The following is a 14128-nucleotide window of genomic DNA, read 5'->3' on the forward strand; positions in this document are numbered from 1 at the left end:
TGTGCCGGGTGCGTACCGAAAAATACCAGATCAAATCTGGATATCATAACTTGGGGAAGGCACAACAATTTTTTGCCGTTTCAATACTTTTTGGTTAAAGAGAATATCCAGGTGATATTCTCCATCCATCACTTTGTGTAAGGTATAGCCGCCGTCCTCCGAGATTTCCACCGCAGAGTGGGTCTCGACCAGCACCATAGACAGACTGGACGGGGTGTATTTTTCGCTTTTGATCCGGCCGCCCACCGAATGGTATGTTTTGGAAGGCGCGCGGGTAACTACCGGCGCGGCAGGCTGCTGGATGGCCGAATCCTGCACGAAACGCGTCTCCAGGCTGCGCACCCGCGGGTAGACCATCGGACTGTAGGGGTCAATCGCCACGGTCACCGTCACCAGAATGCCGGGACGCAGCTCGTTATCCAGCACGCCCCAGATCTCCGAAAATTTATCCATCGGCCCAGGCTCAGGTGGAAAGGTGGCCACGTCCAGCGGGATGGGCGTGGGCTGGTTCTGCAGGCGCGGCGTCAGCAGGTCTTCGGGCAGAAAAGGATTGCGCAGCAGGCCGGTGAGCGCCGAAGCCAGCAGCAGGTGTTCATCTTCCGCCTCTTTCACCCAGGCTGTCATCAGGTAGCGCAGGTCCATGCGCACCGGGTTGCGCCTGATCTCGGCCATGCCGTCGGGGCGGGTGATGGTGCGGTACTGCTCCGCGCCGCGCAGGCGCAGATTCTCGCGCAGATCAAACAGGAAAAGATTGATGGTTGGCTTGCTCAAACGCGAAGACCACTCGCGTTTGGGCTGGTCGAATTGAATATCGACCTCATTCCCCTGAATATCAATCTCGCGGATCAGCAGCTTGCGCAGAACTTCATCAACATCGGAAAGCATAGGCGGGGTTCTCCTGAGTGACCCTCAACAGACATAACGCGCGCTGATTACTGGTCAGCGGCGAGTTTTTGCTTAAACGCGGCGACTTCAGCACGCAGCTTTTTATTCTCCTCGCGCAGATCGGCGTACTTTTCCATCATCTCGCTGATACCACCGCCTGTGCTGCCAGCGCCGGCATTTGCGCCGCCGCCAGTGCCAGCGAGCGCGCCCAGATGGTTCTCCACCTTAACGTTGACGCCGGGTTTCTCATCCTTCTCTTCATCATCGCCCGATTTGACGCCAAAAAAATGGCTCAGGGTTTGATTCAATTTCGATTTTCCAAAATCCGCCAACTTGCCCAGCGACCATTTGCCAATCTTGCTGCCAATGCCGTCGCCTTTTTTCTCGCCTTTCTTTTCTGCGGCGCCGGGCTCTTGGGCGCTCGTTTCCGGCGCTTTGGCCGGTTTCTTGGGATTCTTCATCCCCTGCAGTTCTTCATAAGCGGCTTCGGCTTTGGCCGGGTCGTCGCTCAAGGCCGTCTCGCGCAGCTCTTTTTCTTTGGCTTTTTGGGCCTGCTTCACATTCTCCTTGCGGGCAGACATGGCCTGGCTGGCCCAGCTCTTGGAAGACTGGCCGCGGGTGAAGAAAGCCTTGATCGACTCCTTGGTGCCGCGTTTGTGCAGCAGGTTGAGCTTGGCCTGGGCTTTTTCCACTTCTTCCTGGCTGGTCTTGGGGTCTTTAATTTTTTCCATCAACGCCTCACGCGAGTTGGCCGCGGGGGCCTTGGCTGGCGCGGGGGATGGGGCCGTTGCAGTAGACGCGGACGGTTTCACCGGAAGGGCGGGAAGCGGCTTGGAAGGCGGCGTATGCCCCGTCTTGGCCGCCTTCGCGGCGGGGGGAACCGGCAGCGGTTTGCTGGACGACTTGACCGGCGGGGTGGGCAGCGGCTTGGCTGTTGACCCGACCGGTTTTTTAGCCGGAGGAACCGGCAGCGGTTTGCTGGACGCTTTTACCGGCGGAGTGGGCAGCGGCTTGGCCGATGACACAGCCTTTTTCGCCGGGGGAACCGGCAGCGGCTTTTTTGGCGGGGCAGAAACCTGTGCAGCGTCTTTCTGCTTTCCTTCTTCGTCGTCCCCCGCGCGCTGCACCAGCGCGGGTGTGTCTGGCTGCATCTGCAGTTCGTCTTCGTCTTCCGCCTGCATTTGCAGTTCGTCCTCGTCTTCTGCCTGCATCTGCAGTTCGTCCTCGTCTTCCGCCTGCATTTGCAGCTCTTCTTCCTCTTCCGCCTGCATCTGCAGTTCGTCCTCATCGAAGGACTGCATCTGCAGCTCGTCTTCTTCCATGGGGGCGCGCTGCACCGCCGCGGAAGCCATTCCGCTGGCAGCGGCGCTGCTCTTGCCCATCTGGTCGGCCTGTTTCTCGTGCACGCTGTCTGGCGCGCCCAGCTTCAGCCGCCCCGCGCCGCCTTTGCTGCCCGACTGCTGCACCACATGGGTCAGCTCGTGGATCATGGTCTCGCGGCCCTGGCTGGTTCCGGGGGCAAACACACCGCGCTTAAAAAAGATGTCGGAGCCAATGGTGAAAGCGCGGGCGCGGATGGTGCGGCTGAGCGAGTCGGCGGTCTCATCGGTGTGAATGCGCACATTCTTGAAACTGCGCTTGAACTTCTTGCCGGCCTCGCGCTGGATATCGTCTGGCAGCGGCGCGCCGCCGCCGCGCTTCTGCTGAATGGTGTCGGTGATCTCCGGCAGCAGGTTGCCCTGCTCGTCAGTTACCTGGCGGTCAGAGGGGCGCTTGTCCAAAGCGCGCTGCACCACCTGGTTGCCCACCTGCTGCTGGGCCGCCAGCACATCCTCTTCGCGCAGAGTTTCGGGCGCGGAGAACATTTGCTCCAGATTGACGGGCTGCCGGGCCTGCACGTCCGCTTTCTTGAGCTTACCCGCCGCAGGCGTATGTTGTGTCTGTTGTGTTTTTTGATGGCCGGACATGGTTTATCACTCCTTTTCATCAGGACAGAACAAAATCACTCTCCTGCACCAGGCGGCCCATTTTTTGAAACTCGCGCCGGGCGCCGTGCATGAGATGAGACATGGTCACCGTTCCACCATCAACGGCGGCCAGGTAGGCCGCGCTGACGATGATGTTGCGAATGCTGCCGCCCGCCAGTTTGAAGCGCCGCGCCATCAAGGCCAGGTCCAGGTCTTCGGCGCGCGGCAAATCGGGCGGCATCAGCACCTTCCAGATGTTCAAGCGATAGGCTTCATCGGGGAAGGGGAAATTGATAATGAACTGCAGACGGCGGGTGAAGGCTTCATCCAGGTTCGAGCGCAGATTGGTGGCCAGAATCGCCACGCCGCTGTAATCTTCCATGCGCTGCAGCAGGTACCCCACCTCAATATTGGCATAGCGGTCGTGGGCGTCTTTCACCTCGGAGCGCTTGCCAAAAATGCTGTCGGCTTCATCGAAGAACAGAATCGCGTTGCTTTCAGCAGCCTCGCTGAAGATGCTCTCCAGGTTCTTTTCGGTCTCGCCCACATATTTACTCACCACCGTGGACAGATCGATGCGGTAGAGGTCAATGCCCAGTTGGTTGGCCATAATCTGCGCTGCCAGGGTTTTGCCGGTGCCGGGAGGGCCAGAGAAGAGCGCCGAAACACCCTTTCCGGCGGCCAGTTTGCGCCCCAGGCCCCAGTTTTCCAGCACCAGCGGGCGGGACTGCACCATATTGACCATTTCTTTGAGCATGGTGATGGGTGTTTCGGGCAGCACCAGGTCTTCCCACACATAGCGCGGCTCGATCTTGCGCGCCAGGTCGCCCAGGTGATGCCCGGAATGGACGCGGGCGGCCTCAAACAGGTCGGCGGCCTGCAAAGCGCGGCCTTCCTGCAAGGCGCGCGACATGGCAGTGGACGCCGCGGCGGTTACCTGGCCGCTGGTCAGGTTGAACTGCCCGGCCAGGATGAGCATCTCTTTGCGCGGGATGGCTTCATCCACGCCCTCCAGGAGTGCGGCCCACAAATCGGCGCGCTCGGCGGCGCTTAAACGATCCAGCGCCACGCTCATCAGCGGCGAGTCGCTGCCGGGCATCTCAGAGTGGAAGCGGTAGGGGCGCAGGCTGCCAGTGAGCACGGGACCATCCAGCAGGTTAAAGGCGTGAAAAGCCCGCGGCAGCAGGCAGCCGTCGGCGTCAATGAAGGCGTCGCAGCCGCGCACAAAGAGCAGCGCCTGCAGCAGGCTGGCGTCGCGCACGGCGGTGTAGAGCTGCTGCACGGCCTCTTCGCGTTCAACCTCGCTGGAAATTTTCAGGCTCAGCAGCGGGCGCCGCAGGGCGGCTGCCGCTTCCTGGGCGGCCAGCTCTTGCTGCAGGGCGTCTGGCCCATGCAGAGAGAGCAGCGGTTTGACCCGGGCGAGGGTATCGGCTGCGGGCATCTGGGGGTGCGAGAACGCCTGAATTGCCTGGGGCGGGGCGGGGAAGAGCTCCACCGCGTCGCCCAGGCTGGCGGAAGGCGCGTCTTCACCCAGCAGCCAGTTAACCACACCCGCCTCCACGCGGAAGGTCTGGCGCAACAGGCTGGCAGGTTTGCCGTTCTCTTCCACCGGCAGCAGCAGGCGGAAGGTGCGCAGCGCGGCGCGCGGCTCGAACACAGGCAGCGCCTCCAAGCGCGAAAGACCCGCCTCGGGCAGCAGCAGGCTGAGAATCAGGTCGACGCTGGCGCAGGTGCGGGTTACGTCGTCCTGCAAAAAGCCATACACGCGCTCGTAGCGCAGGTCCACGGCGGGCGCCAGACAGATGATGAACGCCCACCACTCAAAATCGGTCAGCCCAAAGCGGCTCTGCAGCGCTTTGAGGCGCGGCACGGGCGCGGCCTCAAGGTCGCGCATGGCCTGGCGGGCCGCTTCCTGCGCGGCAGAAAGCCGTTTCTCCTCATCTTCGGGCAGGTCCACCCCTGTGCCCCACCGGCCGCCCGCGCCGCGCCGCGCCAGGTCTAAAGCGGCGGCGCCTGAAAGGTACAGTCCGCGGAAGCGGTCAGATGGGTCTTGCCCGGCCAACTGCCAGCGGCGGATGTCGCGCTCCAGGCGCGCGTCCAGCCAGGCGAGGGCCGCGGCAAGGTAGGTTTGGTGAGGGTGGGTCAATTCGCTCATGGTCAATCGTATCTATTCAGCGGTAGACGGCGCAAGTCGTTGTTTGACGGCGGCAACCAGCTCTTCAGCAGACAGCACGCGCGCGGCGCCGTTCTCGGCAGTTACCAGTTCGATACGGGCAAATTTATTCTGCCCGGCGTTGTCAAAAGCCACCTGACCCAGGCAGGGCAGGTTCAGGCTGGCGGCTTTGAGGGCGTCGCGCACGGCTTCGCGGTAGGCGCTGATGCCGTCCGCGCTGGCCAGCGAGAGCTGCTCTCTGTCGGCGGCCAGGTTGGGGGCTTCTTCCACGGCGTAGGCCAGCAGCTTCACAGCGGCATAGTTCTGCGCGGCGTACAACGACTGGATTTCCGCCGGGCAGCCTTCAGCCTGCATCTGCTGGCGCAAAACGGTTACACCCTCCGCTTCCGGCGAAGAGAGAAAATTCTGGCTGGTAAAACCACCCGCCATACCAACCAGCACCGGCATGGCGCGCGGGTCGAGCAGATTTTTGAAAGTCTGTGCCAAAAGCCGCGCGGCAGCCGGGTCGGAACTGATCAAAATCACAATATGCGCGTCGGCATCAATCACCGCGTTGGCCAGCCCGCGCAGCAGGGTGGGATTGGCGTTTTCGGCCGGGAAGCGGTCATACACCGTAATTTCCAGGTTCTGCTGCATGGCCGCCTCGGCCGCGGCCACAGCGGCGTTCTCCCCGTAGGTATTCTGTTCGTAGAGAATGGCAATGCGCGCAACGGGCGCGGATTCATCTTCCGCGCCACCGCCCAACGCCTGCGCGGTCAGCACTGTGCCCAGCAGATAACGGGCATACGTTGAATTGGGCGCGCTCAACTGAAACGCCCACAAGTTGTTGGAAGGGAGCAGGTTGTCGCCGCTGGCGCTGGGAACAATCATCGGCAGGTTGAAAAAGTTGGCCAGGGCGGCCGCGCGGGCGGTGGCTTCATTGGAAGTCGCGCCCAGCAGTGCCAGAACCGGCCCGGCGGTGGGGGTGTCTTTTTGCCCTTCCGCTAATTGGCGCACGGCCGCCTGCACATCGTCCTGCCGGTTGCCCTCGGCAAAGCGCAGTGATTCAAAAGCCGCGTCCTGGCTGGCCAGCTCAAACCCACGGTTGGCCTCCCCCGCCAGCAGCGAGGCGGCGGCCCAGTCAATTTGCCCGTTTTCGGCGGGCGCGTCCCACAGGCTGCCAACAGAAATCGCCTGCGCCGTCTCAGGGCGGCAGGCAGACAGGATGGCGGTGAGCAGGAGTAGAACGATACCCCAGGAACGAATGTGCTTGATCAAAGCGACTCCTTCGATGCGATTGCGCTAGAACGAACCATCACGCTAGGGGGCAAACGTGATCGACCCCGCCGAGAGGGTGCTGCTGGCATTGAACAGCGAGCTGCCCAGGTAGCGGTACTTCAATGTGAGATTCTCAGCGGCGGCCCCAAAATTGAGGGTGAACAGCGCCTCTCCGCTGGCGTTGAGCACCACCTGATAGGCCTTGTTGCCGCTGTTATAGGTAATGCCGGGCCCCAGGGTAACGGTATAGGTGGGCGTGGCCGCGGCCGGGTCCAGCACGTCACCGCTGCTGTTTTCCATCCACACTTCCACCGTTCCCGAAGGTACCAGGGTATGCCCCAGCCCATCGCCGTCCGAAACTCTCACGCGCATCTCCAGCAACTGTCCAACCTTCATGTTGGGGTAGGTGGGCTGGAAGGTAACAAAATTCGAGCCTTGCTTGAACTCAATCGTGGCCACGCTGGGGCTGTGCTTGACCACCGCAATCGTAACGTCGGTGGCGTTGTTGGATTTGAACCAATCATTGCCCAGGTAATCAATATTGAGGGTCGAGCTGCAGGTGGTCCCGCCCAGGCTGGTGGGCGAGAGGGTGAGGCTGGCCCCGCGTGCGCCGGTGATGCTGGTGGCCGAGATCAAATTGGTGCAGGTGATGCTGTTGTTGATCTGCGCGCTGTATGAACTGCTGGTGCTCAATGGTGCAAGAGACGTACCGCTCACCGCGGGGGTGAAGTTGAGGGTCAGGGTGCGCGCGGTGTCGTCGATGAAAGCGTTGTAGCTGGTGAAGGAAGGCGTGATGGTAACCGCCTGCTTGGTGAGACCGCTGGTGGAATAGGGGTTGCTGGCCGTCCACACCTGGGAAGAGGTATTCGGATTGGTGATGGTGAACGAGAAGGTGGTTGGGCCCTGAGAGGTGCTCAGCTCCGTGCCGCTTTTGAAGCGCAGCGTGCAGGGAGTGTTGTTATATAGGGCAATATCGGTGATGCCGGTGGTATCCAGATTGGTGTTGCCAAAATAGTTCACCACCTCGTACGTATCCAGGCGGATGGCAATATCATTGGGCGAGGTGGGCGCGCGCGGAGAACTGCAGGTGGTGCTGTCGATCAAGCTGGCCAGGCTGGCCGGCAGGTCGATGAAGACTGTGGGGTTGGTGGCCAGATAGGCATTAATCACCCCGCGGCGCGTGGTGTAGGTAGAGTATTCGCTGGCGTCCGCCCACAGCGGGTAAACCTTGACCCGCATGGAGTAGGTTTCGCCCATGTAGAGGGTCTTTAGGCTGCTGCCGGAGATCACCGGGTCGCTGTCGGCCACGCGGGTGAACGTCACTTCCATGATGCGGTTGCCGCGATTGGCAATGCCCAAAATGCGCGAGGTGGTCTGCCCGGCGGCATAACTGAAGTTGGTGCTGTCATCCAGGCTGGCCGAGATGATGATGGTCATCGGTTCTTTATCGCACAAGATCGAAAAGTCCGCGTAGGGAGTGGATGTGCTGGTGTTGATGGGTGCAGTGTAAGCAGGGAAGCGACCCGATACCTGACAGCTCCCGCCATTGGGATTGTCGGTGATGCTCAGGTTGATCGTCAGGTTTTTGCCGCTCAACGACTGGCCGGTGAACCCGCTGGGGCCGCCCAGGATCAACCGCACCGGCAGTGTGGTGTTGGGGTTAATGGCCGAGAGATCGCCCCAATCGGCATAACTGGCACCCTGCTTCCACGTTAGCGTAACACCGTCCTGCCTGGCCACGCTCACGCTCAGCGGAACCAGGCTGGCGCTGTTGTAATAGTTGGGATCATCGTAAAACGATGCCGTCAGTTTAACCGTGCCGACCTTCTTAAAGTACACCGCGCAGTCCACATTGATGGATTTCATGGTGACGATCTGACCGGCGGTATCCACCGTGCAGTTATCGGAGGTGGTGCTGGAGTTGGCCGGGTCGATGCCCAACACGCCGGGCGCGTCCGCGATCAGTTGAATGTCGCCGTTGGAGGTGATGCCGCGGAAGGCGTAATCGGTGAGGATGACGGCCCCATTGGGCGCAGCCGTGTTGGTGGTAGTGGAAGACGTGAGCTGAATACTCTGCCCGACTTTGACGTTGAGGAACCTGGTCGAATCGAGGGAAATTTGCGTGTTAATTTTGACGCGCAACTGGAACGGCGCGGCGAGCGGCGTACCAGACATGGAGTAATTCTCGCCTTTGGAGTTATCAAAGCGGTAATTGACGTTCACCGGGGTGCGCACCCCGCCGCCGGAAGAGAAATCGGCGCTGCATTCCAGCTTGTGATAATCCTGTCCATTCTCGGTGATGGGAATGACGCGGCAGTTCCAGGGCGTTTCAGTTGACCCGCTCACCTCGTAAACGCTGAACGCGGCGGTGGGCGGCGGGGTAAGCTGCGAAGAGATCATCTGGCCGTCAGACACTTTGCGGATGTCGAAGATGATTTTCGTGCTGGACGGGTCTGAGGTGCCGATCTCGCAGCCGGTGAAATTCTTCGGGTCGGTGCAGGAAGCCAGACTCAGGTAAATCGGAATGGGCTCAACCTGCACATTAAATTCGGCGCGGTCCTGCGGGATGAAGCCAGGCGCGGAGAATGACACCAGCAGGGCGAAGCGGCCGGCTTTGGGGAAACTGCGCAGCGCCAGCACAGCAGTGCCCTGCGTGCCGCTGGCATCCAATGCCACCGTACTGGTGCTGATCGGCTGGCAAGTGCCGGGTTTGACCTCCAACTGCCCGCTGGAATTGGTCTGCTGCTGGCAAATGTTCAGGGTAACTTTGCCGGGGTCGTCTTTGGAGAGCGGCACGCCCTGCGGAATGACGCGCACCTGAATATACAGGCCGGTGTCCAGCTTCAGCGGTGAGGAGTTGATGCTGATCGGGTTTCCCACCGGCGTGGGCGTAGTGTTGCTCTGGTCCAGCAGGTAATAGGTGGGGGTGAGCGACACGGTCGAGCCAACCACCGCGATGTAACCATCATAAGGCTCATCGGTATCGGCGGGCAGGTACACCTTGTCGCCGGGGTAGCTGGCCGTGATCACCTTGGGGTCGCCAGGAGTGGAAAACACCAGATCGCAGGTGCGCCCCGGCAGGGTGATGGTGCAGATCGAAACGCCGTCGGTCACAAAGACCTGCCCGGTGGGTAAAGCATCCGGCTCCACATACACTGGCGGCACGCTGGTCAGGTTCGACTTGGCCGGGTCGTAAAAGCCCACCGTAACCTGCACCGAATCGTTGATCGACATGCGCCCCGATTCAGGGAAGACTGATTTGAAATACAGGCCAATCTCAGCCAGCGCCGGGTCAACGGTTACCTCGAGCGGCTGGGCCGAAGAGAGCGTGCCGTTGTAGGCGGTGAGGATGATAGTGGACGTCTTCTTAATGTTAAGCTTCTTAAAGCCCACCGGGTTGAGGTTATCAGCCAGCACGCCGTCGGCATTGGACAGACTGACGTTGGTCCACTCGCCGGAAACCGACCAGGTGAATTCCACATCGCCGCCGCCCTGCATGCTGAGCGGCGCGCCGCGGAAGAACTCGATGGCGGGGGCTTTGGGCGGCTCGCCGTCGTACACTTTCACCGGCAGCATGAAGATGCCCTTCAGGTCGCCGCTCTCGGCAGTCAGCACAAAATTCATCGACTCCTGAGGGAAGAAAGGCTGGCTGCCGCGGCTGGGCAGCGCGTCGGTAAACGGGGCGATCTGCACCGTATCCACGCCTTCAATGTCCCATTCCAGAATGACCTGTTCGCCTTTTTGCAGTTCCTCGCGGACAGACGGGTTAAAGGTAACCCGGTAACCGGTATCGCTGCCCGAATCGGGCGTCAGCTCCACAAATTTCACCGGGAAGTTCGGGTCGGGGGCGTTCACGCGCGAAAAGAGCTTGCCGCCGGTCGAAACGCTGGCCATGGCTGGCCCCAGCGGGTTGGCGGCGGCCGCGTCGGGGCGCACCCACACCGTGAAGGAATTGATATTAATGTACGGCTCAACCACATTGATGAAGTAACTCTGCAGTTCGCTGCCGCTGGCGTTCTTCGCCTCCAGGGTGATCAGGGCGTCTTTCTCCAGCACCACTTCCTGCTCGCCGCTGAATTCTTCGGGCGGCAGACTGTACACCACCCCGTCGATGGTCAGCAGGGCTTCATCCGCTTCCAGCACCGACCAGCGCACATTGACCGGCTTGCCCTCGGCCACGCGGGTCTGGTCGACCTCAAACACATTGATCTGGGGGCTGGGCGGCACCACCAGCACCGAAACGCTGCGCTTCTGGTCCAGCCCAAACAGGCCCGAAAGCCAGTTGCCCGAGACCAGCTCGTAGGTGGTGGACTGGGTGGGCGCGACGGTTAGCGAAACCTGCCCGCGGCTGATGGGCGTCTCCACATTGGAAAGGCTCAGGCGGGTGGCAAAGGGCGACACGTTCCACACCAGTTTGGTCGAATCGCCCAGCTCAATCACGTCTTTGCCGGCCACGGCTTCAAACGAGCGGATATTGGGCTGCAGCAGAAAGAACATCACCAGCAAAAAGGTGGCGACGCCCAGCACAATGCTCCACCAGCCAAAAAGCGGCACGCTGGTGGCCGAGCCGCTGATGCTCTGCGGAGTGGCGGCCTTCTGCGGAATCTGCACCGTGGTGGTGTAGTGATAGCGCTTGTTGCGCATGGCAAACATGGGATTCTTAAGCGGCGTGATCTGAATGGGCAGGTCCGCCGACTCGCCCGCCTGCAATTGCAGGGTGGCCTGGCGGTTAAGCTGCAACTCATCGCTGAGGTAGAAATCAAAGGAACAGCCGTTTTCATCATCCACGGCCAGCAGGTTAAATTCAGCGGGGCCGTTGCCCTGGTTGGCAATGGGCAAATAGGTGAGACCGGTGCGCTTGCGCCAGGGAATGCGCTGGTCTTTGGGGTTCAGGTTGCCCACCGCGAACTCGTAATAGGGATTAATCGTCAGCGCCAGGCTGGCGGTTTGGATTTGCCCGCTGTAATTGGGCGAGTAAGCCACCACTTCCAGCGTGTGCAAACCGGCGGTGCTGTCGGGGTGGCGCGGCGGGGTCACGCGGATTTGCACGCGGTGGCGCTCGCCTTCCATCAGGTTGAAGGCGTTCGGCGAAACCTCCACCCAACGGTCGGGCGCGCCTTTCACCATCACCGCAAAGCTGGCCACAATCGGGCCGGCATTGACCACTTCCAATTCATATAGAGCGGTTTGCTCCACGTCCACTTCGGCTTCGCCGGAGAGAACATGCAGGAGTATGACGCTTTCATCGCCAGCGTTATACGTCTGGATGGGGATCTCATTTTCGGCCAGCGAGTGAATGACAACCCGCAGACTACCGCCACCGTTGGGCTGAAAAACCAGCAGGTGCTGGCCAATCTGCACGCTCTGCGTGGCATTCAGCACAGCCGGAGCGCCCTGCAGGTCCGCGCCCGCCACCAGGGTGGGCGCGCCGTCCGCAATGGGGATCAGGCGCATCGTTCCGCCTTCTTCCAGAACCAGCGTAGCGTGGAAAGGCAGCACGCCCGCCCCGCCGAGCACCAGCTCGTTCTCGGGGTGGCTGCCAATGCTCACCACAGGCTGCCGGAAGACGCGCTCCGCGTCTACCGCCGGATTCAAAGGTAAATGAGATGCCGTCATAAGCCTGTCCTCACTCGCGTCCCTAACCCCAGATAAAGACCAACCCGTAAAGAATGCCCAGCAGCGCACCCAACAGCATCAGGCCGCTGGCAATCCCCGGCAGCCAGTAACGCCACGCGCCAACCGGCCGGAAGTACACCATGCCCTGGCGCGAAACCGCGTCTGGGCTGACCAGGCTGGCATCCTCCGGCACCGGCAGTGATTCCAGCGTGTAATGAAAACTGCCCGATGGGTATCGCTTTTGCGTTTTCCCAATCCGCAGCGTTAACAGCAGCGATTCGCCCGGTTCCAGCGCGGGCGTTTGCACCACCAGCGGTTTGTTTCCAGCCGCCGGGGCCGTTGGCGCTGACGTTTTCACCGCATACGCCGGGCTGGCTTGAGCAGCAGACGTTCCCGCCGGGGCAGGCACCTGCACGCCCAAACGACCGCCCGCCTGGCCCAGCGCGCTGGCTTTGCGCTGCATGGCCTGGGGGGCCTGAACCGCTTTGGAAGCGCCGGCCTGCACCTGGCGCGCCGCGCCGGCCTGCGCCTTCAAACCCGCGCCGGCCTTGCCCGGCAGCAGGCTGCCCAAAGTGCCCAACAACCCCGCTGCCACACCGCTTTTAGCCGCCACATTCTGGCCGGCCTTCAACGCGCCATCTGGTTTGATCGCGGGCGGTTGGGGAAGAGCCGGTTTCCCCGCGGCCTGGGGAGCGGGGGTGGGATCAATCTGCGCCGAGCTGCGCTCCACCTCTTCCGCGTTTGGCAGCGCAACCGGCTCCACAATGGGCGCCAGCGGAATATGATTGGATAAAAAGGTAAAGGCCAGCTCTGGGTGGGGCTGGACAATCGAGAGACGGTAATGGCTGCGACAGTTACCCTGATTGGTCAGCTTCAACGCGTGCTCGCGGTCAGCCTTCACCTGTAGAACGCGCCGCAGCAGCACAGAAACCAGCACGCCGCAGCCCCCCACAACCAGCAGCAGCGCAACCGTCAGAAAAATGTCAGTGAGGATATCGGCCCAGGGCATGGTAATCATTCTCCGTCCCAGAAATTTTCAGAAGGATTGCGGACCAGTTTTGGCTTGGGGGCCGGTTCCCCCACGCGAACAGGCTGTGGAGCGGGGATGGCCGCGGCTTCCCACGCGGTCGGCAGAATATCTGGCTCGGCGGGCAAGGTCACCTGGGGGGCGGCCGGTGGCGGCTCCACCATTACGGTGGGCTGCGCGAGCCGCGCGCCCGCCAGATCGTCTTGCAGCTCCAGGGATTGTTCAAATACCGGCGACACATACACGCGCTGCTGGAGGACGGCCTGCTCACCGGGGTAAGTCTCGGGAGCGGTGATCGTGATGGTCAGGTCGTGGAACCCGGCGCGCGGGGACTGCCCGCGGTGGAACAAGCGCACACCAGCCTCACCCGCCCCGCCGGAAAAAAGTAGCGGCAGCGGGTCCACCTGCACGCAGCCGGCGGGCAGGCCGCTCAACGTCACCTGAAACTGGCATGTCGGCTGCGGGCCGACATGCCGAATGAAAATGCGGCCGGCTGTTACCAGGTCCGGCCGCAGAATCGCGTTAGGAAATTCCAGGGTTGCTTCCACCACTTGAGAGGTCTGCACGCTGCGGTTGGACAGGGGCAAATCAAATTGAATGCGGTAGTCCCCCAGCCAGATTTCATCCCCGTTTTGGGCGCTGGCTACCGCGTAGGCGGGCAGGTCTGCCGCGGACTGGCCACCTTGCCTGAAGAGAACACCCGCGCCCAGATTGAGAACCTGACAGGTCGCAGGAGACTCTTGCAAGAAGAAAAGCTGCAAATGTTCAGGGGAAACCTCAGGCGCTTGGATTTGAAGATCACAAGAAGGCGCGCTGCCAACACGGGTGATAGCCTTTTCAATCTTTACAGACTTTGTCCACCCATTTTGTCCAATAATTCTGATTCCAAAACCGGCCATTGCACACCGTCCGTGAAGTTGTAAGGTCTTGCAAAATGATCATCGTTTCCAAGATCAAATGAAAAAAACCCCGGGGGGGAATAAACCAATGCAATCATTATAAACAAATTAAAGATTAATTACTATCTTTCTTACAAAAACGATAGGTTAGTCCGATTTAGAGCGCGGCAGGGCAACCCCGCTGACCGTGCCAGTATTGTGCCAAGAATAAACAAGTCGGTCTATAATGAGTGTAACGTAAGCAGCAGATAAAGAAAAACCAGAGTGAACCGCGAACCGGTTGTGGACAGGGAACCCGCCAAAG

The 14128-nt window shown here is 61.0% G+C and carries 7 protein-coding genes; all 7 read right to left on the reverse strand.

Annotated features, from left to right (window positions below; all coding sequences use genetic code 11):
• Nucleotides 1–30: 30 nt before the first annotated feature.
• Genes ADN00_RS10050 through ADN00_RS10080 form a run of 7 tightly spaced genes read right to left on the reverse strand, consistent with a single transcriptional unit; the run spans nucleotide 31 to nucleotide 13671 of the window.
• Entirely contained in the window at nucleotides 31–885 is an 855-nt protein-coding gene (locus tag ADN00_RS10050; RefSeq protein WP_075062847.1) for a DUF4255 domain-containing protein, read from the reverse strand.
• Nucleotides 886–932: 47 nt separating this feature from the next.
• Nucleotides 933–2852: an eCIS core domain-containing protein gene (locus tag ADN00_RS10055; protein ID WP_075062848.1), complete on the reverse strand. Its 1920-nt coding sequence runs from the start codon at nucleotides 2850–2852 to the stop codon at nucleotides 933–935.
• Nucleotides 2853–2871: 19 nt separating this feature from the next.
• Nucleotides 2872–5007, reverse strand: coding sequence for an ATP-binding protein (locus ADN00_RS10060; protein WP_075062849.1), 2136 nt, complete (start codon nucleotides 5005–5007; stop codon nucleotides 2872–2874).
• A gap of 12 nt (nucleotides 5008–5019) precedes the next feature.
• On the reverse strand, nucleotides 5020–6282 hold the full coding sequence (locus tag ADN00_RS10065; RefSeq protein ID WP_075062850.1) for an ABC transporter substrate-binding protein: 1263 nt from the start codon (nucleotides 6280–6282) through the stop codon (nucleotides 5020–5022).
• 42 nt (nucleotides 6283–6324) lie between these two features.
• The gene (locus ADN00_RS10070; RefSeq protein WP_075062851.1) at nucleotides 6325–11898 is read right to left on the reverse strand and encodes a COG1470 family protein; all 5574 of its coding nucleotides are present in this window, start codon (nucleotides 11896–11898) and stop codon (nucleotides 6325–6327) included.
• 22 nt (nucleotides 11899–11920) lie between these two features.
• Entirely contained in the window at nucleotides 11921–12907 is a 987-nt protein-coding gene (locus ADN00_RS10075) for a hypothetical protein (protein WP_152966318.1), read from the reverse strand.
• Between the two features lie 5 nt (nucleotides 12908–12912).
• Complete coding sequence (locus tag ADN00_RS10080; protein WP_152966319.1) at nucleotides 12913–13671, reverse strand: hypothetical protein; 759 nt, start codon at nucleotides 13669–13671, stop codon at nucleotides 12913–12915.
• Nucleotides 13672–14128 lie beyond the last annotated feature (457 nt).

The organism is Ornatilinea apprima (assembly GCF_001306115.1).
In the GTDB taxonomy this organism is placed as follows: Bacteria; Chloroflexota; Anaerolineae; order Anaerolineales; family Anaerolineaceae; genus Ornatilinea; species Ornatilinea apprima.